The sequence below is a fragment of the Vibrio sp. V15_P4S5T153 genome (assembly GCF_963874485.1).
Taxonomy (GTDB): Bacteria; Pseudomonadota; Gammaproteobacteria; order Enterobacterales; family Vibrionaceae; genus Vibrio; species Vibrio anguillarum.
Window position 1 is genome coordinate 670,428 of the sequence record NZ_CAWNHR010000018.1, and the last position, 22,445, is coordinate 692,872.

The following is a 22,445-nucleotide window of genomic DNA, read 5'->3' on the forward strand; positions in this document are numbered from 1 at the left end:
GAAAGAACAAAGAAAAAATGAACTAAGAAAGGCGAACTGGAACGGCTTCGTCTTTCTCGTTCACTTTATAACTTCTTACAATGCGTTGAGCTATCTATGGCTGCCTTGTTGCGTGATCAACGCGTTCATCAGATAAAATCTGCCCATCTTTGATATTCACTATTCTGTGAGTTCGCTTCGCTAACGCTAGGTCGTGAGTGACGACAATAAGCGTTCGTCCTTCTTGATGAAGCTCATTGAACAGGGCTTCAATTTCAGCGCCTGATTTTGAATCTAACGCACCTGTCGGTTCGTCGGCTAAGATAATTTGCGGATCATTGACCAACGCGCGTGCAATCGCCACCCGCTGTTTTTGCCCCCCCGAGAGCTGGTTGGGTTTATGCTGCATGCGATCGCCAAGCCCCACTTTTTCTAATAGTGTTGCTGCACGTGCTCGGCGCTCTTTTAATTTTACTCCGCGATAGACCAAGGGTAGGGCGACGTTATCGAGAGCATTAGCGTATTCGAGCAGGTTGAAACTTTGAAAAACAAAGCCAATTTTTTGATTACGAATATGAGCCAATTGATGGCTGCTGAGCGAGGCGACCGCCTTATCGTCCAACTGATATTCACCCGATGTAGGAACATCTAGGCAACCGAGGATATTCATTAAGGTTGATTTACCCGAGCCTGATGGCCCTAGAATAGAGAGAAATTCGCCTTTTTGAATCGATAGCGAAATACCGTCTAACGCTTTGACCAACTCTTCACCACTGCGATAGTGCTTGCTGATATTGGTCAATTGAACAAGGTTCGGTAAGTTTTGTTTATTCACTTTGTAATGCCTCTAATGGCGTAATGCTAGCCGCGCGATTGGCGGGAAACCACGCGGCAATCACACCGACAATCGCCAGCGCCGCGATCACAAGAAAGACAATCGAAAACGACAGTTCAGGTAAGGGTTTCCCTAATTGCTCAAACAGCATGTTGCCTTCTAAGGGAGCGTATCTTAATAAGGTGATCAGCCCGTAAGTGGATCCTAAGCCAGCTAAACCGCCAAGCGACATCGTGAGCAAGGCTTGCACTAAATAATGGAGTTTGATGGTGGTTGGCGTAGCTCCGACGGCCATTCGTACACCGATGTCTCGCGTGGATCGTTTTACCGTGGCGTACATGACATTGGCAATACCAATGCCTGCTACGCCGAGGGTAATGAGCCCAATAATGCCCAAAAAGCCTTGTAGACCGAATAAGAAACGGCGCATGCTTTTTTGCCTCAGTAGCATGTCTTCGACTTGCAAGATCTGCGCGTCTGAAGCACTGGCACCGTACTTTCTGGCGATCACTTGTTTAATCACTTGCGCGGCTTTTTCGCGATCAACCGTGGCATTGAGCTGCACATTGATCGCTGCAATCGCTGCGTTGGGGTTAAAACGTTGCCAAGTGCGAAAAGGCACAAATACCGCGTAGTCAATAGGGGTTCCTTGTTCTACCTCTGCACTTGTCTGCGTTATCACGCCGATAACGGTAAAGTTTTCATCACCTATTTTTATCAATTGACCTACAGGGTTTATGCTCAGCGTCTGGGGTTCCAGCCAACTCCAACCATCCTCAGAATTGAACAATTGCACTGCGGCGTTATAACCGAGTACAACCACTTTACGCTGCTGTTGATTATCGAGCGGGTTGATCCATCGCCCTCCTTTGGCTATCTCAATACCAGTTAAGGACTGATATTCTGGGTTAACCGCTAGTGGACGCTGCCAGGTGCCATTGTCTTGATTGCTGACGCGTTTATCCCACTGTGCGCTGACTTCAGCGCGTTGGATAAAGGGCAGTACGCGAACAAGATCGACATCATCCGCTTGCAAAGAGAGGGCTTTCCCTTCAAAAAAGCGCCCGGCGGTCTGGCTGGCATAACCCCCAGTCACATACAGTAAATTGCCATTGCCACTTTGTGATGAGCGTGTCAGCCCTTGGCGTAATCCTTCGCCTGTTGCGAGCATGGTGGCGATGCAAAGTGTGCCCCAAGCCACCGCTAAAATAGTGAGTAGTAAGCGCAGTTTTTCGGCCGCCATCTCTTGATAAATTTGCCTGATAGGTAACATCATGATTAAGCCCTCGCACTTAAGGCGATGACGGGGGTGAGATTGGCGGCACGCTTTGCTGGGAAATAAGCGGCCAGCAGTGCAAACAACGTAGTGACGAGCAGTGACCAGCCTAGAGCCGGCACAGTGATGACTGGTTCGCCGAGCCAATCAGGTAAGCCGATGTAATTCAGTAATAGCACCACCAGATAGGAGAGGAGCATTCCAATCACTGCACCTAATGCCACTAGCAACCCACCTTCTAAAATAAACTGGCGCAAAATGATCTTCGGTGTTGCGCCAATGGCTAAGCGCACACCAATTTCCCGCGTTCTTTCCGTGACAGAAAGGAACATGATATTGGCGACGCCCAAAGCGCCGACCGCAAGCGTCATCGCTCCACTTGCCCCTAAAAATAGTTGTATACCTCGAAACAAGGCATTGAAAAATTGAGCGCCGCTGCTGAAGTCAGGTAGGTTTATGGCCTCAGTATCGCTCGGATCAAAATGTTTCTGTTTGGCGAAGAAAGAGAGGATGTTCATGCGCAATACCGCTGCTGGTATCCCTGCGGCGGGCTGCACAAGGAAAAATTCAGGCTCACTTTGCCAAAGATCAGTAAAAGCGCTGCTTGGGATCATCACTTGGCTGTTTTCATTGTTTATAGAAATGCCCCCTTCTTGCTGCTGAGTAATGCCGACAACCGAGAAGGGAATGGTATTGACTTTGATCGTATCACCAATGGATAGCTGACCAACTTGTGCCAACTGCCAACCAACCACCGCAATTCGGTAATGGTTTTGCTGATCGCTGGCGTGAATGCCGCGTGACCCCGCGGTCAGTTGCAAGTTGCGCAATACTAAAAATTGAGAGTCGATCCCGCTGACGTAACCGGGAAGCATTCGGCCTTTTACATTCGTCACTTTAGCATCCCATTTTCCGTAGATAACTGATAATGCGCTGATGTTTGGGTGCTGTGCCAAAGCGCGCATTTCCGGCTCTGAAAGGGTAATCGCTCGTCTTGCTGCAAGCCCTTGCCAAGGTTTGGTGGTTTGACTGGGGAAAGCCATTTGTGTATCGCTCATTAACAGCGCGAAAGATTGTGTATTGACGCGATAAAATCCTTCACCTAAGGCAACGAGCACTAAAACAGAAACAATACCCCAAACGATAGCAATGACCGCGAGGGCGCTGCGTAGCCGATGGGCAAGCAGCGTTTGCACGACTTGCTGTAGGCTTGAGATCATGAGTGCAGAGCCTGAGAGAGCGAAGCGATCACGTCATCATCTAACTGCCCAGCAGCTTGCAGCAGGCCAATCCGCTGCTTCCAATATTGGTACAATCGCCGTTGTAGACTGTTTTTACTATTAAACAGAGCGTTATGGGCGTCAATCAAATCAGAAGCTTCAGTCATTCCTGACTCATAAACGGTTTGTTTACTTTTTAAAGCTTGCTCCCTTGAGCTGACTTGTAACTGAGCCATCTCCACTTGTCGCCAATCCAGATGGATTTGGCTAAAGCCACTTTGAATTTTGCGTTTAATCTCGATATCTACCTTGCGCAGTACTTGCTTGGCGCTTAAGACTTGCAGCGCAGCCTGATCGACCGTGGCGCGCGTGGAACCATTCAAATCCAACGGAATTTTTAAGCTTAAACCTGCACTGAGATCCCCATCTCGACCCTGATCATTGTCTTGGTAAGAAACACTGCCAGATAAGGTGGGATAATATTTGGCTTTGGCTGCATCTCGGCCAAATTCAGAAGCGGCGACTTCCTGCTGGGCAGCCAATAACTCAGGGCTGTTATTCTGCGCAAGCTTTAACCATTCAGTTTCGCTGCTGACTTGCATTGGCGGTTCAATGAGGTCGGTCGTTTTAATTTGGTCAATGTGCTGTGGGTCTTGATTGATGAGCGCGATAAGGGCTGACTTTTTCTCTTCTAGAGCGGCTTGCGCACTGAGTATATCCGCTTGCTCATCGACGTGGTTAGCACGCATGTCTTCCAATGCCGTTGATCGAATTTTTCCTGCTTTATAGCGCTGCTCGGTAATCTTCAGCAGCTTTACACCTTCCTCGAATTTCTGCTCAGCAAGTTGTAGATCGCCTTGCGCGCTGGCGAGATCGAGATAGGCATACAGTAATGTTGCAGCCAGCTCATTATGTGCAGTCTTCACTTTTAATTGTGATGCCACATAGCTTGCTTGAGATTGGTCGAGCTGTGCCCAATTAGCGCTATCCCAAATGGTTTGATTTAATGTGGCACCATAGCCTTTAGTGTTATTGCCATCGTCATCCCATGAGGTATCCGCGCTGAGGCTAAAAGAAGGCAGCAAGGCACTTTTGGTACTTCGGACCTCTGTTTCACTGATTTGAGATTGGATCTGTGCTTGTGAATAAGTAGGGTCAAAAGCTTTTGCGGCTTGCCAAGCTTGTTCAATAGTGATGGCGTGAGCTGAAAAAGTCACCGCGCCACAGAACGTCATTAGCGCGGCTGCTAGCGCATTACGTTGAAAAGGGCGCTTAGTGGTCATCTTTGCCTCCGAATAAACTGTTGTCGATGATCACATCGTCCGCTGATAAACCCGCAATCACTTCCACATTAATGCCATCGGACAAACCTAAGGTTACGGCGCGCACTTGGTAACCTTGTTCTGACTGATCTGGAATTAAGACTTCAGGTTTTTCACCGCTAAATCGCAATGCGCGCTCTGGAATGGTGATGACGTTTTCCACGCTCTTTAATGTGATCTGTGCGGTAGCAGAAAAGCCCGAGCGAATCACCATATTGTCAGGAAAGCGAATCTGGTTAATCTCCACTTCAAATCCATTATCAAAGCTAGTCGTTTTAGTATCACTAGGGTTATTCAACTTATCAGATTGAACCGCAACTTTGCTTAATACGCCGCTGATTTCTGCTTCTGGATACGGTGCTAACGTTAAGTTGACGGCCATCCCTGCGGCGAGTTGCGCCGCATCATGTTCACTGACACTACCTTTGAAAATCATGTCATTCATATCGGCAATCGACATCATTTCCGTCGCCGCTTGGCTTGAAGCAGTGGAGATGATCGGCTCTCCCACTTCCACTTTTAGGTTTAAAATGGTGCCATCAATGGGGGCGACGAGTGTGGACGTGAGTTTCGAATCGCCAACCGATGCTTCACCGCTGCGGATCAGCTCAAGGTTCTGCCTTTTTTGTTGCACTTCAGCTTGTTTTGATTTCAGCTCTGATTTTGCTTGGATTAGCTCACCGTAGTTTTCCGGCACAATCTTTTGTTCAACTAACTGCTGTAAGTTTGCCAGTGTCTGTTTGGCGGAATCTAAGCTCGCCTCACTTTGCATTAAGGCAGTGGTTGCGTCGGTTAACGCTTGCGGTGTTGGATTTGGACGCACTTTGATCAAAGGCGTGCCCAAGGTGACTTGCTCACCGACCCGATGATAAATTTCACCGACAATCCCCTCAATTTGCGATTTTATAGATACCGAGTGAGCTGGCACGATTTGGCCAACAGCGATTGCCTGTTTGGCAATATTTCCCTGTTCGACCGTCAGAGTGGGGAAAGCCGAGAGAGATTCATTGCTATTGGTAGTTAGGTAATAGCCCCCGCTGATTAAGGCGGCGCTAATTACCGCGATGGCCCAACGCTTTTTCATGAACAATTCCATATCAAGGAGAAAATAAACAATGGTGGTATGACTTGAGTGTCATCAGAAGGTTCCTTCATGCTATAGAAGTAGCGCATAAAAACCTGTATTGATTTGTCATGATAATGTCAGCTAGAAATAGCAAACAGCATGCAGTTGTCTGTTCTGATGAAAAGGGCGATCATTGACCGCCCTGATGGTAATAGTAGAAATGAGGTGTAGCGTAGAAAGGATCCGAGAGGAATTTAGCGCTTATTACGCAAATAACGTTTACGACGCTCTACTTTTTTGGCTGCTTTTTCCTCGGCTTCTCTGGCCGCTCGTTCTTCCACTTCCACTAACTCTTTGGTGATCATTTCAGGGCGTTCAAGAGTAATTTGGCCGAGAATACCTTGGCGCAATTCATGCAGTAGGATCTCCGAAGCTTTGTGCAGATCAATACGGCCACCGGGGCGCAGAGCACCACGTTTGCGGCCAATTTCTTCCATCCATTCCACGTCAGATTGAGGTAGCTCATCGATTTGATAACGCTCTTGCAAACGCTCAGGATAAGCTTGCGCTAAATACTCAACAGTATAAAAGGCTACATCCTCATATTCCATTGCAGTATCTTTTACCGCGCCAGTAGCAGCTAGGCGAAAACCACTGTGTGGGTTTTCCACTTTAGGCCATAAAATTCCCGGAGTATCGGACAGCACAATGCCATTTTGCAAATTGATACGTTGTTGGCGGCGAGTAACGGCGGGTTGGTTACCTGTTTGAGCCACAGCGCGACCAGCTAACGTATTGATGATGGTTGATTTGCCTACGTTCGGGATGCCCATGATCATGGTGCGAATATTTTTTCCCACTTCTTCACGATGTGGTGCCAACTTACGGCAAAGCTCCATGATTTTATGCACTTCTTGAGGGTTAGACGTGGTTACCGCCATTGCTTTCACCCCTTGTTCTTTCTCAAAATGGTCGATCCACAATTGCGTCATTTCAGGGTCTGCTAGGTCACGTTTATTGAGTACCTTCACACACGGTTTATTACCACGCAAATGGGAGATAAGTGGATTCTCGCTGCTAAACGGGATACGAGCGTCCAACACTTCGATAATCACATCAACTTGCGGAATGACCTCTTCGATCTCCTTACGTGCTTTATGCATGTGTCCCGGAAACCATTGAATTGTGTTGTTAACCATTTGAAAACTGCCTTTTAATGTAAAAATTCTGCTGGTGGAGGTAGAGAGTTTTTATTGATGTTTATGAGAATCATCAACAAGGTTTACTGATAACCACCGCAGTTTTAGATGTGATGATGTTAACATTTAATTGGCGAGGCTGGAATCTAAGCTGTGCGGTGAACTTTACGTGTTCTGTCAATGATGAGATGGCTTAGGATTGACGACGCTCGTGCAGTTACATCTCTTGTCGGTGAGAGAGTACTGAGCCGAGCAAAAATTCGGTCAGATCGTGCTTGGTTAAGCAAGTTTTTGCCCAGTGGAGCAATTTATTGCTCAATCAGTCAAAAAGCCAAAGTTAACCTATTGAAATATAATAATTTAACACTGGCATTGCTTTTGCTTAGTGAGGCATTACATTATGCGATGCGATTCACGAAAAAGGACCAAACCATGCCAGCCGCTCTTCGAACCATTTCTTACCAAGCGTTATTAAACGCAGAGCAAGCCCATATGCCAGCCGTAAGATTATGCTCTACGCAGGGGAAACCGTCATGATCCTCTCTTGGTTTCAACAGCAGCAAAATCATCGCTATTGGTTAGTTGATCGCAAGCTTCACAAGCAGGCCTTACAGCAAAATGGGGGCTTTGGATTTGAAGAAGCCGTGCCTCTGTTTTATGGTGCAATGTTTACTGAGGTGATGCCACTCTCTCCATGGTTAATCCCTGTTTCTGAATCGATATTGTCGCTCCCTGAAGCGTTACTTGAACAGGGTATTGGGCTGTCAAGCCATGCCGTGGGTGATGAAGTTTTGCAGCATCTTCGCAGTTTATTAATTGCCGGATTAGAAGGCGAGGAAGTGATGTTTCGCTTTTACGATAGGTCGGTCATTATTGCTATGTTAGCGCGAATGGACCAATCAGAAGTGAACCAGTTTTTAGGCAATATCAATCAATTGGCTGCATTAGATAATGGAGACCAAGGCCACGATCGAGATCAAGGCCACTTAGTCACGTTTGACAACACCTCGCACGCGCCATTTAATGCTCAACAAGGCTCTTGGTGGGTGATAAAAGCGCATCATCTTGATAAACAAGAGAACTTACCTTTGTTAAAAGCTAACCTTGAATCTTGGTTATGGCAGCATTTCCCCAAGGCAATGGACCAGCACTTAACCCAAGGGCGTGATATCGCTTCCATGCTCACACCGTTTCTCTCTGCTGCTGAGCAAACCTTAACGTATCGTGTGATGAGCGCGGCCATCGCGGCGATTATGGGCAACGAATACTTGGCTCAGCCTAGCATGATAGAACTGATCAAAGACAATCAAAATGAAGAGATTAAATACGCTCTGCATGCCTTAAGTCGCCAATTACAACATGAGGGATAATCATGGATTCATTTAACCATTGCGTGCAGTGCAACCCCGAGAAAAACTGGTTGGAACTGGAGTTCATGAGTGAAAACGATGAACCGATTGATGGCCTTGCCGTCACCATTACGAACAAAATTACCTCCAACACACACACGCAAACCACCAGCGCTGGTAAAGTATTATTTGCAAATATTGCCGCAGGTGAATGGCGCGCTTCCGTCAGCCAAGCCTCTTTGTTAAGCGAAGTCGAAAAGTACGCCAGCCGTAAAGAAGGGCAAGAGTCGCCAGTGAAAACCCGCGCATCGGCAGAGCGTGATGCTGCTGAGCAAAGCCCGAAACGGTATCACAGCACTACCATAGGTGATTTTTGGGATGAAGCCCCTCAAGATGAGTTTTTGCAAGAGCATCATAAAGGGATAGATACCAATGCCTCTGCGGAAAAAGCAGGGTTCAGCCTTAGTCACAACCAAAGTTACGTTTTTGAAATCAAAGCACTGCGCAGTTATATGCCAGTGATTATTGATACCGATGAATTTAGTTTGGTGAATAGTTATACCTTTGCGTTGTTGTCGAAATTGGCTTATGCGACGGATGAGGCTAATTTAGATGATAAAGTCACGTCGGCTAATGAAGGATCAATTAAAGCGGTCATTTGGGCATTGAAACAGAAAATTAAGCCAACACATGCTGCTGATGCTTCAGTTAACTGGTTAGTTGAGGAGATTCCCTATAGCCAAGCCCTTGATTTTACCTACTATGCACAAAAGGAGGTTGGGGCTGAGGGATATATTTTATTTAATCACAATACTGCCATTGTTGGAGTTAGGGGGACAGAGCCTTATATTTCTAATGGTGAACCTTCAAATTCTGGTAGTACATGGGAAATTGTGAAAAATATTGATGGCTTTGGGGCGGTTGTCAATGCTATCCCTGCGGTGCAGAAGATTACAGACTCTTCTTTAATCAAAGATATGGTTGGAACTAATATCGATGCAGCGCAAGTTTCTATAAAAGAGTTTGGGGGTGCCTATGTTCACCAAGGATTCTATCGATATGCGATGACATTATGGATGGGAAATGAGGATTCATCATTATCTAGAGATGTGCGAAGTATTCATCATAATAAAAATTTTTATATTTGTGGACATAGTTTAGGCGGTGCGGGTGCGTTGATGATCTCCGCAATTCTAAAAGAGATGTTTTCCCCATCAGTGTTGCGATTATTTACTTATGGAGCACCTAGAAGTGGTACTAGAAGTTTTTCTGAACGTTATAAAAGTATTACGCACTATCGACATGTGAATAATCATGATTTGGTACCTCAAGTTCCTTGGAAGTGGGTCAATACTGCGGATACAGAAGACAACCTTTATGTTGCTATATTAAAAATGTTTCATGTACGAGGTGCAAAAACGGTTGAAAAAATCTTTGAGACGACAGATGGCGATGATGATAATTACCACCACCACGGCGAACTTACGCAGCTATTAACTTATGAAAAACCTTCTGAGCAAGTACTACTAAGCCCACGTCAAACACATATGCCCATATTGGATGCTATTAGTGCAGTAGATAATGATTCCTTTCCACTACTAGATAAAATTAATAATAATGTGTCTCTGTCAGAGCAGGTGAATGACCATGGTATGGTTGAGTACATTCCAAATTTAGCTAAACTTTTACATTTATTACTTCATGTGCCATTAAAAGAACATTACTTACAAGCGATCAACTTTCTAGATGAACAACAAAAAACCTTATCAAATGAACTGATGGATGTAAAAAATCAGCAAGCAGAAATGTCCGGAACATGGCAGTATTCTGATGTAAATAAAGCTAAGAACCTTTACTTAAAAAGGAAGCAAACTCTAACGGAAAATATGCTTACAACATATCGTCAGATTAAGTTTGAACTATTGAAAATAATGAACGATCCTCAATTAATGCCTACCGAGAAGTTACTGGTAGCAAATAAATCTTTACCTGACTTTATCAAGGAACAAATATGAAAAAGAGAAAGTTAATATTGATAATGATCGTTGTGGGGGTAATGACTTTATCCTTTACCCTTTATCCATTATTTAAAACTTTCTTCGTGAATGATGATGAAATCTGGGGCAATGAACCAGATGAACCTTATATCACTATTACAGGGAAGAAACCAACCGATGCTCACGTAGTTGCTTGGGCTGCATATTGGGTCACCGGTGATGAATGTAAAACCTATTCTTATGATATGTTTGGCCGTAAAGCGCATCAGGGAGGGAAAATTGATAAAAAATATACCTATGATTTTTCAGACGATCCGAGCCGCTATGAATTGCGTTTACCTTATAAATCAGTAGTAGATAGTAATAATTGCACTATTGTTTTAAGAGATTTCCAAGTGAATGCGTTTAATGATTTTGCATTTATAGCATCATTAAAGTCTCATCCCCAAGGAGACTTATACTATGAAAAGGCTATTCCTACATCGACTCTGATAGAAGCTCGAGGATGTGACGCTAAAATTTATAAGGCATTAAATAATCTTTGGTATGGGGATATTCGCTGTGAATATTTTAGAGGTGAAAAATCGAGGGCACAAGATGTTAGGCCTTATGACTTTTATTACGATTTTTCTCAGTTTTCCGATGATACGATAATAAAATTTAATATTTTAGCGGGTGAGAATTACCGCTCTGAGCCGTTAGATAAAGAGAAAGGGCCGCAATAGTGATATTTATCGCTAATGCCAACAGGAAAAAACGAATATCAATTTTTGTATTATTCATTGTATTGGTTTTTCTTGGATACGATTATTACCAAAGCATTCAACCGAATATTTGGGGCGATAAACAAGATGAACCCTATATTACGATCACAGGTAAAAAACCAACCGATGCTCACATAGTTGCATGGGCTGCATTTTGGGTAACGGGCGATGAATGTAAAACCTATTCCTATGATATGTTTGGCCGTAAAGCTCATCAGGGAGGGAAAATTGACAAAAAATATACCTATAATTTTTCAGACGATCCAAACCGTTATGAATTACGTTTACCTTTTAAATCTGTAGCAGATAATAATAATTGCAATATTGAATTGAGAGATTTTCAGGTAAATGTCTTAAATAACTTTGATGGAATCGCAGGATTTAGAGCTTATCCTCAGGGCGAGCTGCCTTATGAAAAGGCTATTTCTACATCGATGATAATAGAAGCACGAGATTGTAATGCTGAATTCCACCAAGGGAAAAACGATATGTGGGATGGATGGTTTAACTGTGAGTATTTTGTTGGTAATAAATCCAGACTAAAAGATGTTAGACCTTATGAGTTCTATTACGATTTTTCTCAGTTTTCTGATGATACGATAATAAAATTTAATGTTTTAGCCGGCGAGAATTACCGCTCTGAACCGTTAGATAAAGAGCAAGGGCCGAAATAGTGAAATTTATCGCTAATACCAATAGGAAAAAGCGAATATCAATTGTTGTACTATTTATCGCATTGTTTTTTCTTGGGTATGATTATTACCAGACTTCTCAACCGAATATTTGGGGTGATGAATCTGATGAGTCCTATATTACTATATCAGGCAAAAAGCCTATAGATGCTTATTTAGAAGTTTGGACTCATTTTTGGGTGACAGGAGATGAGTGTGAGGCTTATTCCTACGATTTATTTGGTCAAAAAGCCCATAAAGGAGGAAAGATAAGCCAGAAAATTACGCATGATTTTGCTAAAGATGATTCAAACTATGAATTTAGGATCCCTTTTAAAACGTATAAAAATTCACAAAATTGTATAGTGGAATTAAGAGATTTTTCTATTCAGGCTTATAACTCATTTGGCAGTGCTGGCTTTGCTCAGTTGCGCGTTTCACAGGCAGGAAAAGAATATTATAATCGAGCAATTGAGCCTGATTTATCAATTGTCGCAAAGGATTGTGGCGCATATTACTCTGAAAAGTTCAATCAATGGACAAATGGTTTTGGTTGTTATTACTACATTGATGGTAAGAGAAAAAGTCAAGATCAAGAATTCAACGCCTACAGCGCTTATTATGATTTCTCGAAATTCAATAATGACACCGTGATTCATTACGATATTTTAGCCGGTGAGAATTACCGCTCTGAGCCGTTAGTGCAAGAACAAGTCGCTGTAGAGCAATAATTAGGCATAATGAATGTATTCAATGATCACTTGATTACCTTCTATAGAAACATGCTGGATATCACCATCAACACTTATTCGGTTTTTTAAACAGATCGCTTTTACCTCGCTGGTGGCGGTCTGTTTCAAACTCGGTAGTACCCTGTGAGGCTCAATATGTAGATGACGACAGAATTGACTGATAAACGTCATCGATAAAGAGCTATCCCCTCGTAAAAGATGTGAGAACTCAAGTTGAGTAAGGTTAAGTCGCTTAGCCATCTCCATCTGAGTCAAATGCATTTTAGCCTTTTGTGACATCCATACATTGTATAAGGCTTGGCGATCCTCTTCGCTAAACACCATAGTCCATCCTCTTTTTGTTATCACCTTTATTGGTGGTGTGCAGAGTGACAAAAACGAGTTGAGGTAGTGTCAATGAGAGGTTAAGGCCAGTTTAAATTTTTAATCAATTCCCCTACCAAAACTCTGTCCTGCCCTCCGGTTCTTCCTGTTTGATATCGAGCCAGCGTCTCAAAAAATGGAAAGCGTGATTCTGTAGCGCTTACAGCCTGCTTTATGGGTTTTCATACTGAAATTATTTTTGTGACATTCTCGTTGTTTTCTTTTGGTTTGAAAATTAGTGTGTGGCTTTGATTAAACTGCTTTAAGGATTGTCTGTAGTTATTTTAATCATGATACTGATGGAACGTGGCTTTTTTGCGGTCAGACAATACCTGTCGAATGCGGCCTAATAAAAGCTTATTTTATTTAATATACATTAAATACATGCAGTTATGTTTGGCTTGGGTTTTGAGGTTATTGATTTGTAGTGTTTAAAGTAGCTCAGGAATGGGTGATGCCTCTTGGTTGTTAATTCGTTTTCATCCCTTGTTATTTCGTTGTTATTGTTTTCGTTATGAAAGTTATTTCGTGATCATCGTCATTAAAATGAAAGACAATTCTTTTAATTTGAAATGTAAAGTGGAAGTATAAATACGTACTTTGACACTAAGCCAATAACAACAATGAGGTTTGATTATGGAATGGATAATTCACGGAGCGGAATGGTTTATCGGACTATTTCAAAAAGGAGGAGAGGTGTTTACGGGGATGGTAACCGGTATTTTACCTTTACTAATTGCACTGCTGGTGGCGATGAATGCGCTTATCCGATTGGTGGGTCAAGAACGAGTGGAGAAACTGGCACAGAGTAGTGCTGGCAATCCGATCTCTCGCTATTTGATATTGCCAGTTATCGGCACCTTCATTTTCTGTAACCCGATGACATTGAGTCTCGGTCGTTTTTTACCTGAACGTTATAAACCTTCCTATTACGCGGCGGCTTCATATAGCTGTCACTCGATGAATGGTTTGTTTCCGCACATTAACCCTGGTGAGTTGTTTGTCTATCTAGGTATTGCTAGTGGCCTGACAACGCTCGGTCTGCCGCTTGGACCTCTTGCGGTTAGCTATTTGTTGGTTGGTATGGTGACGAATTTCTTCCGTGGGTGGGTCACTGACTTCACTACAACTATGGTTGAACGTCAACAGGGTGTTCAGTTAGAGCGTCAGGTTCACGTAGGTTAATGGGGCAATAAAAATGACGAAAGTATTACGTATACAGAAAGGTAGTGGCGGTTGGGGTGGCCCATTGGAGTTGCCGATCGAAGCCGATAAAAAGGTGTTTTACATTACGGGTGGTACTCGCCCTGCGATTGTCGACCGTATTGTTGAGCTTACCGGTTATGAAGCGGTTGATGGTTTCAAAACTAGTGTGCCCGATGAAGAAATTGGTGTTGCGGTCATCGACTGTGGTGGAACATTGCGCTGCGGTTTGTATCCAAAAAAACGGATACCGACAGTTAATATTCACGCTACGGGTAAAAGCGGACCATTGGCTGAATTCATCACTGAAGATATTTATGTATCGGGTGTGCGTGAGCGTGACATTCAACTAGTAGGCAGCGAGGGGGGAGCAATGCAACCACCACCACTAAGAGATGAACTCTCGAACGAGAATCTGGCGACAAACAAATACGATACGAGTAAAAAACTAACTCAGCAAAGTGACAGCTTGTTGGCTCGGATCGGCATTGGGATGGGTTCGGTGATGGCGATTTTCTACCAAGCTGGGCGTGAAGCCATTGACACCATTTTGAAAACGATTTTGCCGTTTATGGCATTCGTCTCCATGCTGATTGGGGTGATCATTGCCTCTGGTTTGGGCGATGTGATCGCGCATGTATTGACGCCTTTGGCGCAAAACCCACTAGGGTTAGTAACGCTCGCGTTGATCTGCTCGTTCCCGTTGCTTTCTCCATTCCTTGGCCCCGGTGCGGTTATCGCTCAAGTTATTGGTGTATTAGTCGGCACCCAAATTGGTCTTGGCAATATACCACCACATCTCGCGTTGCCCGCTTTATTTGCCATCAATGCTCAAGCGGCTTGTGATTTCATCCCGGTTGGGTTGGGTATGGCAGAAGCTAAGCCGAGAACCGTTGAAATAGGTGTTCCTTCGGTACTGTATTCACGCTTCCTTACTGGCGCACCTACCGTTCTACTGGCTTGGTTTGTGTCTCTATTTATCTATCAATAGGGGGTTAGCAATGTCGCCACTATATCAAGTCAAGATCGAGAGCATTGGTGAGTTTGCCAATAGTGCGTTGGAAGACGATATGATGATCATCTTCAGTAATATTGCCCCAAAAGATGCGGCAGAGTATTGCTTCATCCACTCGCATGACGCACTCAAGGGGAATATCAAACCCGGTGGTGTGATGCAATTGGGAAGGTATCAGTATCCGATTACAGCGGTTGGTGAGGTGGTCAATCAAAACCTTGCAGAACTTGGGCACATTACCATACGGTTTGATGCCTTAGTTGAAGCTGAATATCCGGGTTGTCTTCATGTCAATGGTGAACGACCTCAGCAAGTGCGCTGCGGTGATGAAATTGTCTTTTTAAATTAATAGTCAGTATGGGTGCTCTATGCCTACGATGGGGCACCCTCTAAGTAAGGTGTAAGTTATGAGTAAAGTTGCGTTAGTGGTTGGTGGTGGTCAGACTCTAGGTGAATTTCTGTGCTTAGGTTTGGCTAATGAAGGTTACCGAGTTGCGGTCGCCGATTTAAATGGTTGCAGTGCTGAAAAGGTGGCTAATAGAATTAATCAAGAATACGGCCAGGCTACAGCACAGGGTGTGGAGGTAGATGCCACCAAAGAGCAAAGTGTAGTGAATATGGTTAGGCAAATAGATGAATTTTTTGGACGGATTGATCTGCTGGTTTACAGCGCTGGCGTAGCTCAGGCTGGCAAGATTGACGTTTTTCCACTGACTGCTTGGCAGCTATCGATTGACGTAAACCTAACGGGGTATTTCCTCTGTGCACGAGAAGTATCAAAAGTAATGATTCGTGAACAACGTGGTGGGCGCATTATTCAGATCAACTCAAAGTCGGGTAAAGTGGGTTCAAAGCATAACAGTGGTTACTCAGCGGCCAAATTTGGTGGGGTTGGCCTGACTCAGTCACTTGCGTTAGATTTAGCGGAACACAAAATCACGGTGCATTCTTTGATGTTGGGTAACTTGTTGAAAAGCCCTATGTTCCAATCACTGCTACCTCAGTATGCGAAAAAATTGGGTGTACCGGAATCAGAGGTTGAACAGATTTATATCGATAAAGTACCACTTAAGGCAGGATGTGAATATCAGGATGTTCTTAATGTACTGAAGTTTTACGCCAGCGATGAAGCCGCCTATTGTACTGGTCAATCGATCAATATCACGGGTGGTCAGGTAATGTTCTAATCCATCCCCCATGGATTAAGCCCTATGCTCCTAGAATAAGGGCAGCTTATATTGGGCAGGCGTTATGCTTGCCCCTTTTTGACAAGAGGTATGAGATGGACTCAACAACGGTACTTATTTATTTTGCTGCAGGAGCTTGGATGATACAGATCGTCTTAGGTTATTTGCAGATTCGATCTTTTAATCGGATGCTTCAATCTATGACTCATAAAGGGAAAGTCAAGATAGGCCGCACCCAAAGCCGATGGAAACCGCGTACCGTACTGGTGTTGGTTGAAGATGAAGATCAGCATGTTGTAGATGCCCAAGTGATGAAGGGTATTTCTGTATTTGCTAGACCAAAGACACTAGATCAACTCATTGGTCAATCACTACCTATCCCTGAATCACTCATATTTCAACTGGATTCTAATGTTCAAGAAGCGTTAAACGTCGCAATTTCTAGGCAGTAATGAAAGAATGTTCCCCCTTTTCCTTTTAAGTTGAAAGGGAACTGTTATAAACTGCTATCAGTTTAATAATGAAGTTGATGCTATGAATTTAGATAACAGAAGAGCGCAGTTGCTGGATTATCTGCGTGTTAATGGGAAAACGTCAGTGAACGATCTGGCGGATACCTTTGAAACATCAGGAGCGACAATACGCAGTGATTTACGTTCGTTAGAGGAAGAAGGGCTTGTTATTCGCCGTTACGGAGCAGCTGAAGCTTGTATCGCTAATAGCGTCATTTTGGAAGACCGTTCGATGGATGAAAAGCAGACGGTGAACCTTGAACGTAAATGCTTAATCGCTAAAGCCGCTTCACAACTGGTCAAGGACGGGGATTCGATCATTCTGGACTGTGGCAGTACCACACTGCAGATGGTGCCGCATTTTGAACAGGTGATGTCACTGACATTGATGACGAACAGTATTCACATCGTCAACGCGGTAGCGAATTTGGATGCGGAACATACTGTATTGGTTCCGGGCGGAACGTATCGTCGAAAATCAGCGTCTTTCCATGGCACGCTGGCAGAGCAAGCATTTAAACAGTTTTCTTTCGATAAACTCTTTATTGGTGCTGATGGTTTTGACCTTGCGAAGGGAACAACAACCTACAACGAAGCGTATCAAGTCAGCCAGGCGATGTGCCAAGCAGCCAATCAGATCATTGTCGTGACCGATTCAAGTAAGTTTGGCCGTCGTAGCCCTAACGTGGTGGTTCCGCTAGATAAAATCGATATAGTTGTCACAGATAACCTTATCGCAGCAGAGGATCGGACGTATTTGGAAGAGAAAGGTATCCAAGTGATCACCGTTGGCTCCTAAGTCACTCCATAAACCCCATTTATGAAAGGAGGCCAGTTGGCTTTCTTTTTTATTTTGTCGTCGATTTCAATTTTTTACTTTTAAAATAAAAGTTATCGGTGATTGAATTCACGCTTTTCTCTTTTGCCTCTTTTTCAATATATCAATAACGGAAACACTCCAACTATCCCCACATAATTTAAGAGCCGAAGGTATGGATTGGATAATCGAGGGAGCGGAATGGTTTATTGGTCTTTTTGAGAAAGGCGGTGAAGTGTTTAGCGAAATGGTGGCACAAGTACTCCCAGTGCTGATCTGTTTATTAGTTGCCATGAATGCGCTGATCCGTTTTATTGGCCAACAGCGCATAGAAGTGTTAGCTCAGAAAAGTGCGTCTAATCCTATATCTCGCTATTTGCTCTTGCCGACAGTAGGAACCTTTGTTTTTTGTAATCCCATGGTGCTCAGCCTAGGGCGTTTCTTACCTGAAAAGTACAAACCTTCTTATTATGCCTCTGCCTCCTACAGTTGCCACACCATGAATGGTATGTTCCCTCATGTAAATCCTAGTGAATTGTTTATTTATCTAGGCATTGCCGCTGGGATCACTCAACAGGGCTTATCGCTCGGTCCTCTCGCTATTTCCTATTTGCTGGTTGGCTTAGTGACCAACTTTTTACGCGGTTGGGTAACCGATATGACGACTATGTTTGTGGCTAGACAACAAGGTGTAGTATTCAGCGATAAAGTCGATCTTAACGTGGTTGAGGAAAAATGATGACGGTATTGAAAGTAAACCGAGGGCAGGGTGGATGGGGTGGCCCGCTATTCATTCCGGTTGAGGTTGACAAGAAGATCATCTATATCACAGCAGGGACTCGTCCCCATTTTATTGATGAGATGGTGGCGTTGACGGGCATGCAAGCGGTTAACGGCTTTGAACATTTCGTTCCCGATGAACGAGTCGCTTGTGTAGTGATTGACTGTGGTGGCACATTGCGTTGTGGGCTTTATCCCAAAAAAGGTATTCCGACATTAAATATCCATGCTACAGGTCAAAGTGGCCCTTTGGCACAATATATTCAGGAAGATATTTATGCATCTGGCATACACAGTGGTTGTTTTTCCTTGGTAGACGATCACAAAACCACGTTTTGTGAACCAAGCCTATCTCAGCCCCAATCCATTGACACGACCAAGAAGCTTAGCCAACAAACAGATAGCTTACTGGCTAAAGTGGGGATCGGTATGGGCTCGGTGATGGCGACCTTTAATCAGGCTGGGCGTGAAACCATTGATACCGTACTTAAAACCATTCTGCCTTTTATGGCGTTTGTTTCAATGTTGATTGGGGTTATTCTCGCGTCTGGGTTAGGTGATTTAATTGCTCATACTTTGGAGCCATTAGCAGGGAACCCGATCGGTTTACTGACGATTGCCTTGATCTGTTCATTTCCGTTTCTGTCACCCTTTCTTGGACCAGGTGCGGTGATTGCGCAAGTGATCGGTGTACTTATCGGGACTCAGATCGGTATGGGAAATATCCCACCGCACTTAGCATTACCCGCTTTGTTTGCCATAAATGCTCAAGCTGCTTGTGATTTCATCCCTGTAGGGCTTGGCCTTGCAGACGCTAAGCCCGAAACGGTACAGGTCGGTGTGCCTTCGGTACTTTACTCTCGTTTTCTTACAGGTGCGCCAACGGTGCTGATTGCTTGGCTTATCTCATTCTTCATTTATCAGTGAGGGCATATGCTTCAGTATCAAACGACGATTTTGTCCGCTGGCGATTATGCTAAAGACTCACTGCATGATGATATGGTGATTTTATTCGGCCCGAGCGCCCCTGATGCGGTGAAGGAATATTGCTTCATACACTCTGGATCTTCGTTGTATGGATTGATTGACCACAACACCACTTTATTAATTGGGGATCTCGGTTTTGTTGTGACGGCAGTCGGCAGTGTGGCGAACCAAAATCTTGCGGAGCTTGGGCATGTAACACTTAAATTTGACGGTCAGCGAATCCCAGAATTGCCGGGTACCATCCATTTACTCGGTCCTAAATTAGAAGTGCTTCAACATGGTGATGTGTTGATGTTTGGTTAAAGTGGTGGAATGTGGCTTGATTGTGATTAGGCATATCTAAGAAAAAAGGCTCCTGTTTTAAAAGGAGCCAAATAGCTGGTGTTAGCTATGGAGAAAAGATTGTTAAGTACCATGATGTTTTAAAATTAGGGGTTTTAAATATTGGTCAAATTCTGTTCATTGTAGAAATCGAAAATATGGCAAAAGGTGGTGTTGAGGTTAAAACGCATGGTTTTGCCAATATGAGCAGTTGTAATGGTTTGATCGTTGACTCTTGCTATCAACTCCTTACCTGCCACAGTAAAATAGAGATATTTTTCGTTCCCCATATTTTCAACAACCGTCAATGTGCCTTCAACGGTATTGATAGTGTCGTGTTCTGCTGCTAAATGAATATGCTCAGGGCGAATGCCAAAACAGACAGGTTTATTGATATATTGTTGTAAGGCGATTTGCTTCTCATGTGGAATAAACATGCGAACATTGGCGGCAATGTCTATATAAAGCTGTTCGTTTTCTGAGCGAATGACAGTGTCGACTAAATTCATGGCAGGTGATCCAATGAAACTGGCCACAAACTTGTTGGCTGGATAATTATAAAGATTGGCTGGCGTATCAACTTGCATAATCCGGCCCTGGTTCAATACGCAAATTCTATCACCTAACGTCAAGGCTTCAGTTTGATCGTGAGTGACATAGATCATGGTCGCTGGTGTGCCTTCTTCTTTGAGTGCTTGATGTAATTGCGCAATTTTCACACGCATTGAAACCCGAAGCTTTGCGTCCAAATTGGATAGTGGTTCGTCAAAAAGAAAAACATCAGGCTTGCGAACGATTGCCCTCCCTACTGCTACTCGTTGGCGTTGTCCACCCGACATTTCTTTGGGTTTACGATAGAGCAATTCGGTAATTTCTAATTTTTCTGCCGCTTCTTCTACTCTTTGTTTAATTTCATCTTTAGGCCTTTTTTGCATTTTTAATCCAAAGGCCATATTGTCAAAAACTGTTTTATGAGGGTATAGGGCGTAATTTTGAAACACCATAGCGATACCACGTTCTTTAGGAGGTAAGTCGTTAACAATTTGGTTGCCGATACGAATTTCCCCACCGCTAATCCCTTCTAACCCAGCAATCATTCTGAGTGTAGTTGACTTTGCGCAGCCTGATGGTCCAACAAACACCATGAATTCGCCATCATGGATATCTAGATCAATTCCGTGAACGGCTTTAAAACCGTTCTCATACTCTTTTTCTATTTTTCGTAAGCTAACAGTAGCCATGAATTTCTCCGTGTATTGTGTTGTGCAAGCAGTTATTTACATTCAGAAATCATGACTAAACGTGGTGTTTTATCGTCGGCTATTTGTACCGTCCATACGTATTGTCCATCTTTCGGTAGCATGACGACTGTATTTTTGGCAAAGCCAGCACGCTTGAGTTCTTTGACTTGCCCTACCGTTAGCGTTAATCCTGCGGCTGTATATTGAGGGTTCCAGCTCATTGTGGCGAATTGCAAGCTCACGTTTCCTGCCTTTTCGTTACTTACTACTTGATAAATGCCGTCACCTTTGTAACCCATCTGGCGGTTATCCATATGAAGCCATTGCCCATCAGCAAAGGTTCCAACAACAAATATGGATGGGCGGATAGGGCCTCGTTCTTCTAATGTAGGTAAGTCACATTGAGAGAATCTAGGGTCTACATTTTGTACTGAGTCGTTTTGTTGGGTAGTGGTGCTGGCACAACCAGCGAGCAATACAGCCAGTGTTGCTGCGATAAGTAGAGAGCTTTTCATCGTAAATTCCTTCATTGGTAATGTAAAATATTTGAGTGACAGATGATCATAAGATTTTTTTTTGCAGTAATTTAGAAAGCCAACCTCGGTGTGTTGATTTAGATTTATGAATTTCAAAGTGCTGGGTTATTTTATTGAGAACCGCAAGGTTCTTGTAATAGGCTTTTGCCTCCTTCGCGGGATAACCAAATAAGTCACTTTTCTCTGGAAAAGAATGACTTACGCCAGATTTTGCTTTAATTACTGAGTAGCTGCCAATGGTGACGTGCCCAGCAGTACCCGCTTGGCCGTGAACCACGACGTGATCACCAAGAGTGGTATGCCCTGCAAATCCAGATTGTGAGATGAGCAGACAATGTTTACCTATTTGGCAGTCATGCCCAATTTGGATTTGGTTATCGATCTTGGTTCCTTGGCCAATAACGGTATCGCCGAGTGTTCCTCTATCAATGGTATTATTGCAACCAATTTCTACGTCGTCGTGAATAACTACTCTGCCGATGCTTTCAACGCGTTGGTAGGCTCCATCTTTCACTGCCATATATTCAAAACTGAAATTGCCAATAGAGTTATTAGAATCGATAGTGACATTATTTCCAATAATTGTGCCTTCTTTGATCACTGTATTAGCATGAATAGCGACGTTATTACCGATAGTCACACCATTCATAATCTTCACACCAGGCATGAAATGGCAGTTTTCACCAATTTGACAATGTTTTCCAATATAGACATCGTCGATGGTTGCGGTGTTCCCTTGATCAAATAATTGATACATCTGTACTTTATAATAACGCAGCAGTTTGTTGAGAGTATTTGCATCTAAATGTTCAATAATAATTTTGGTTTTGACAGTGCTGCTACAAATCGCGGCCGGACCAATTAAAACATCTGCTGTAGTTTCAGAAATTGAATGTATGTCTTTTTTAGAAAAAACAATCGCTAATCCGCCAGCTATCTGTGGCGCATTTACTGGTCGAATTGTATCAATCGATATAGACGCATCACCTTCAATTTTACCGGAGATCAACTGCGCAATTTCTGAAACATGGATCATTTTAGCCTCTTTGAATG

25 protein-coding genes are annotated in these 22,445 nt (G+C 43.7%); 15 read left to right on the forward strand and 10 right to left on the reverse strand.

What is annotated here, in order from left to right; genetic code table 11:
• Positions 1 to 94: 94 nt before the first annotated feature.
• The 6 genes from AACT42_RS18290 to ylqF form a co-directional block, all read right to left on the reverse strand.
• Complete coding sequence (locus tag AACT42_RS18290) at positions 95 to 814, reverse strand: ABC transporter ATP-binding protein (RefSeq protein ID WP_094132099.1); 720 nt, start codon at positions 812 to 814, stop codon at positions 95 to 97.
• Entirely contained in the window at positions 807 to 2,090 is a 1,284-nt protein-coding gene (locus tag AACT42_RS18295) for an ABC transporter permease (RefSeq protein WP_094132100.1), read from the reverse strand. The genes AACT42_RS18290 and AACT42_RS18295 overlap by 8 nt, the downstream gene beginning before the upstream one ends.
• Positions 2,091 to 2,092: 2 nt before the next feature.
• Complete coding sequence (locus tag AACT42_RS18300; RefSeq protein WP_094132101.1) at positions 2,093 to 3,310, reverse strand: ABC transporter permease; 1,218 nt, start codon at positions 3,308 to 3,310, stop codon at positions 2,093 to 2,095.
• Positions 3,307 to 4,593: a TolC family protein gene (locus tag AACT42_RS18305; protein ID WP_094132102.1), complete on the reverse strand. Its 1,287-nt coding sequence runs from the start codon at positions 4,591 to 4,593 to the stop codon at positions 3,307 to 3,309. The genes AACT42_RS18300 and AACT42_RS18305 overlap by 4 nt, the downstream gene beginning before the upstream one ends.
• The gene (locus AACT42_RS18310) at positions 4,583 to 5,728 is read right to left on the reverse strand and encodes an efflux RND transporter periplasmic adaptor subunit (protein WP_013868497.1); all 1,146 of its coding nucleotides are present in this window, start codon (positions 5,726 to 5,728) and stop codon (positions 4,583 to 4,585) included. Before AACT42_RS18310 ends, AACT42_RS18305 begins: the two co-directional genes overlap by 11 nt.
• Positions 5,729 to 5,952: 224 nt before the next feature.
• A complete protein-coding gene (gene ylqF, locus AACT42_RS18315) occupies positions 5,953 to 6,897 on the reverse strand; it encodes a ribosome biogenesis GTPase YlqF (protein WP_013868498.1) in 945 nt (314 codons plus the stop codon).
• Between the two features lie 180 nt (positions 6,898 to 7,077).
• Here ylqF and AACT42_RS18320 point away from each other — a divergent pair, with 180 nt between their 5' ends.
• From AACT42_RS18320 to AACT42_RS18345, 6 genes are read left to right on the forward strand one after another with little or no spacing between them, the layout of a single operon-like run.
• Entirely contained in the window at positions 7,078 to 7,434 is a 357-nt protein-coding gene (locus AACT42_RS18320; RefSeq protein ID WP_339373641.1) for a hypothetical protein, read from the forward strand.
• Entirely contained in the window at positions 7,407 to 8,267 is an 861-nt protein-coding gene (locus AACT42_RS18325) for a DUF4123 domain-containing protein (protein WP_017046958.1), read from the forward strand. Before AACT42_RS18320 ends, AACT42_RS18325 begins: the two co-directional genes overlap by 28 nt.
• Positions 8,268 to 8,269: 2 nt before the next feature.
• Positions 8,270 to 10,261, forward strand: coding sequence for a lipase family protein (locus tag AACT42_RS18330; protein ID WP_094132103.1), 1,992 nt, complete (start codon positions 8,270 to 8,272; stop codon positions 10,259 to 10,261).
• The gene (locus tag AACT42_RS18335; RefSeq protein ID WP_094183027.1) at positions 10,258 to 10,968 is read left to right on the forward strand and encodes a hypothetical protein; all 711 of its coding nucleotides are present in this window, start codon (positions 10,258 to 10,260) and stop codon (positions 10,966 to 10,968) included. The genes AACT42_RS18330 and AACT42_RS18335 overlap by 4 nt, the downstream gene beginning before the upstream one ends.
• Positions 10,968 to 11,681 (forward strand): hypothetical protein, encoded by a 714-nt coding sequence (locus AACT42_RS18340; protein ID WP_094183028.1) that lies wholly within the window; start codon positions 10,968 to 10,970, stop codon positions 11,679 to 11,681. The genes AACT42_RS18335 and AACT42_RS18340 overlap by 1 nt, the downstream gene beginning before the upstream one ends.
• The gene (locus AACT42_RS18345) at positions 11,681 to 12,409 is read left to right on the forward strand and encodes a hypothetical protein (protein ID WP_094183029.1); all 729 of its coding nucleotides are present in this window, start codon (positions 11,681 to 11,683) and stop codon (positions 12,407 to 12,409) included. The genes AACT42_RS18340 and AACT42_RS18345 overlap by 1 nt, the downstream gene beginning before the upstream one ends.
• Here the strand turns inward: AACT42_RS18345 and AACT42_RS18350 are convergent, their stop codons facing one another.
• Positions 12,410 to 12,754, reverse strand: coding sequence for a helix-turn-helix domain-containing protein (locus AACT42_RS18350; protein ID WP_026027796.1), 345 nt, complete (start codon positions 12,752 to 12,754; stop codon positions 12,410 to 12,412).
• 675 nt (positions 12,755 to 13,429) lie between these two features.
• On the opposite strand from AACT42_RS18350, the gene srlA (AACT42_RS18355) reads away from it, so the two are divergent.
• From srlA (AACT42_RS18355) to AACT42_RS18395, 9 genes are all read left to right on the forward strand, one after another.
• The gene (gene srlA, locus AACT42_RS18355; RefSeq protein ID WP_038148604.1) at positions 13,430 to 13,978 is read left to right on the forward strand and encodes a PTS glucitol/sorbitol transporter subunit IIC; all 549 of its coding nucleotides are present in this window, start codon (positions 13,430 to 13,432) and stop codon (positions 13,976 to 13,978) included.
• 13 nt (positions 13,979 to 13,991) lie between these two features.
• Positions 13,992 to 14,987: a PTS glucitol/sorbitol transporter subunit IIB gene (gene srlE / locus AACT42_RS18360; protein ID WP_094131813.1), complete on the forward strand. Its 996-nt coding sequence runs from the start codon at positions 13,992 to 13,994 to the stop codon at positions 14,985 to 14,987.
• Between the two features lie 10 nt (positions 14,988 to 14,997).
• Positions 14,998 to 15,360 (forward strand): PTS glucitol/sorbitol transporter subunit IIA, encoded by a 363-nt coding sequence (locus AACT42_RS18365; protein ID WP_013868507.1) that lies wholly within the window; start codon positions 14,998 to 15,000, stop codon positions 15,358 to 15,360.
• 58 nt (positions 15,361 to 15,418) lie between these two features.
• The gene (gene srlD, locus AACT42_RS18370; RefSeq protein WP_094131812.1) at positions 15,419 to 16,198 is read left to right on the forward strand and encodes a sorbitol-6-phosphate dehydrogenase; all 780 of its coding nucleotides are present in this window, start codon (positions 15,419 to 15,421) and stop codon (positions 16,196 to 16,198) included.
• 95 nt (positions 16,199 to 16,293) lie between these two features.
• A complete protein-coding gene (locus AACT42_RS18375; RefSeq protein WP_013868509.1) occupies positions 16,294 to 16,650 on the forward strand; it encodes a transcriptional regulator GutM in 357 nt (118 codons plus the stop codon).
• A gap of 82 nt (positions 16,651 to 16,732) precedes the next feature.
• Positions 16,733 to 17,509: a glucitol operon DNA-binding transcriptional repressor SrlR gene (gene srlR / locus AACT42_RS18380; protein WP_094131811.1), complete on the forward strand. Its 777-nt coding sequence runs from the start codon at positions 16,733 to 16,735 to the stop codon at positions 17,507 to 17,509.
• A 193-nt stretch (positions 17,510 to 17,702) separates the two neighbouring features.
• Complete coding sequence (gene srlA, locus AACT42_RS18385; RefSeq protein WP_017045367.1) at positions 17,703 to 18,266, forward strand: PTS glucitol/sorbitol transporter subunit IIC; 564 nt, start codon at positions 17,703 to 17,705, stop codon at positions 18,264 to 18,266.
• Positions 18,263 to 19,234 (forward strand): PTS glucitol/sorbitol transporter subunit IIB, encoded by a 972-nt coding sequence (gene srlE / locus AACT42_RS18390; protein ID WP_094131810.1) that lies wholly within the window; start codon positions 18,263 to 18,265, stop codon positions 19,232 to 19,234. The genes srlA (AACT42_RS18385) and srlE (AACT42_RS18390) overlap by 4 nt, the downstream gene beginning before the upstream one ends.
• 6 nt (positions 19,235 to 19,240) lie before the next feature.
• Positions 19,241 to 19,597 (forward strand): PTS glucitol/sorbitol transporter subunit IIA, encoded by a 357-nt coding sequence (locus tag AACT42_RS18395; protein ID WP_013868513.1) that lies wholly within the window; start codon positions 19,241 to 19,243, stop codon positions 19,595 to 19,597.
• A gap of 134 nt (positions 19,598 to 19,731) precedes the next feature.
• Here AACT42_RS18395 and AACT42_RS18400 read toward each other — a convergent pair whose 3' ends face one another.
• Genes AACT42_RS18400 through AACT42_RS18410 form a run of 3 tightly spaced genes read right to left on the reverse strand, consistent with a single transcriptional unit; the run spans position 19,732 to position 22,428 of the window.
• Complete coding sequence (locus AACT42_RS18400) at positions 19,732 to 20,856, reverse strand: ABC transporter ATP-binding protein (protein ID WP_019280992.1); 1,125 nt, start codon at positions 20,854 to 20,856, stop codon at positions 19,732 to 19,734.
• A gap of 32 nt (positions 20,857 to 20,888) precedes the next feature.
• Positions 20,889 to 21,371 (reverse strand): glycosidase, encoded by a 483-nt coding sequence (locus tag AACT42_RS18405; RefSeq protein WP_047691240.1) that lies wholly within the window; start codon positions 21,369 to 21,371, stop codon positions 20,889 to 20,891.
• 46 nt (positions 21,372 to 21,417) lie between these two features.
• Positions 21,418 to 22,428 (reverse strand): UDP-3-O-(3-hydroxymyristoyl)glucosamine N-acyltransferase, encoded by a 1,011-nt coding sequence (locus tag AACT42_RS18410; protein ID WP_013868516.1) that lies wholly within the window; start codon positions 22,426 to 22,428, stop codon positions 21,418 to 21,420.
• Positions 22,429 to 22,445 lie beyond the last annotated feature (17 nt).

What these genes read in the sequence shown, in the direction of transcription:
- AACT42_RS18335 (WP_094183027.1), top strand. Translation starts at nt 10,258, where the DNA reads ATGAAAAAGAGAAAGTTAATATTGATAATGATCGTTGTGGGGGTAATG.
- srlA (WP_038148604.1), top strand. Translation starts at nt 13,430, where the DNA reads ATGGAATGGATAATTCACGGAGCGGAATGGTTTATCGGACTATTTCAA.
- srlE (WP_094131810.1), top strand. Translation starts at nt 18,263, where the DNA reads ATGATGACGGTATTGAAAGTAAACCGAGGGCAGGGTGGATGGGGTGGC.
- AACT42_RS18300 (WP_094132101.1), bottom strand. Translation starts at nt 3,310, where the DNA reads ATGATCTCAAGCCTACAGCAAGTCGTGCAAACGCTGCTTGCCCATCGG.
- AACT42_RS18400 (WP_019280992.1), bottom strand. Translation starts at nt 20,856, where the DNA reads ATGGCTACTGTTAGCTTACGAAAAATAGAAAAAGAGTATGAGAACGGT.
- AACT42_RS18410 (WP_013868516.1), bottom strand. Translation starts at nt 22,428, where the DNA reads ATGATCCATGTTTCAGAAATTGCGCAGTTGATCTCCGGTAAAATTGAA.
- srlR (WP_094131811.1), top strand. Translation starts at nt 16,733, where the DNA reads ATGAATTTAGATAACAGAAGAGCGCAGTTGCTGGATTATCTGCGTGTT.
- AACT42_RS18350 (WP_026027796.1), bottom strand. Translation starts at nt 12,754, where the DNA reads ATGGTGTTTAGCGAAGAGGATCGCCAAGCCTTATACAATGTATGGATG.
- AACT42_RS18330 (WP_094132103.1), top strand. Translation starts at nt 8,270, where the DNA reads ATGGATTCATTTAACCATTGCGTGCAGTGCAACCCCGAGAAAAACTGG.
- AACT42_RS18375 (WP_013868509.1), top strand. Translation starts at nt 16,294, where the DNA reads ATGGACTCAACAACGGTACTTATTTATTTTGCTGCAGGAGCTTGGATG.
- AACT42_RS18405 (WP_047691240.1), bottom strand. Translation starts at nt 21,371, where the DNA reads ATGAAAAGCTCTCTACTTATCGCAGCAACACTGGCTGTATTGCTCGCT.
- AACT42_RS18365 (WP_013868507.1), top strand. Translation starts at nt 14,998, where the DNA reads ATGTCGCCACTATATCAAGTCAAGATCGAGAGCATTGGTGAGTTTGCC.
- AACT42_RS18395 (WP_013868513.1), top strand. Translation starts at nt 19,241, where the DNA reads ATGCTTCAGTATCAAACGACGATTTTGTCCGCTGGCGATTATGCTAAA.
- AACT42_RS18320 (WP_339373641.1), top strand. Translation starts at nt 7,078, where the DNA reads ATGATGAGATGGCTTAGGATTGACGACGCTCGTGCAGTTACATCTCTT.
- AACT42_RS18325 (WP_017046958.1), top strand. Translation starts at nt 7,407, where the DNA reads ATGCTCTACGCAGGGGAAACCGTCATGATCCTCTCTTGGTTTCAACAG.
- AACT42_RS18305 (WP_094132102.1), bottom strand. Translation starts at nt 4,593, where the DNA reads ATGACCACTAAGCGCCCTTTTCAACGTAATGCGCTAGCAGCCGCGCTA.
- srlA (WP_017045367.1), top strand. Translation starts at nt 17,703, where the DNA reads ATGGATTGGATAATCGAGGGAGCGGAATGGTTTATTGGTCTTTTTGAG.
- srlD (WP_094131812.1), top strand. Translation starts at nt 15,419, where the DNA reads ATGAGTAAAGTTGCGTTAGTGGTTGGTGGTGGTCAGACTCTAGGTGAA.
- srlE (WP_094131813.1), top strand. Translation starts at nt 13,992, where the DNA reads ATGACGAAAGTATTACGTATACAGAAAGGTAGTGGCGGTTGGGGTGGC.
- AACT42_RS18295 (WP_094132100.1), bottom strand. Translation starts at nt 2,090, where the DNA reads ATGATGTTACCTATCAGGCAAATTTATCAAGAGATGGCGGCCGAAAAA.
- ylqF (WP_013868498.1), bottom strand. Translation starts at nt 6,897, where the DNA reads ATGGTTAACAACACAATTCAATGGTTTCCGGGACACATGCATAAAGCA.
- AACT42_RS18310 (WP_013868497.1), bottom strand. Translation starts at nt 5,728, where the DNA reads ATGGAATTGTTCATGAAAAAGCGTTGGGCCATCGCGGTAATTAGCGCC.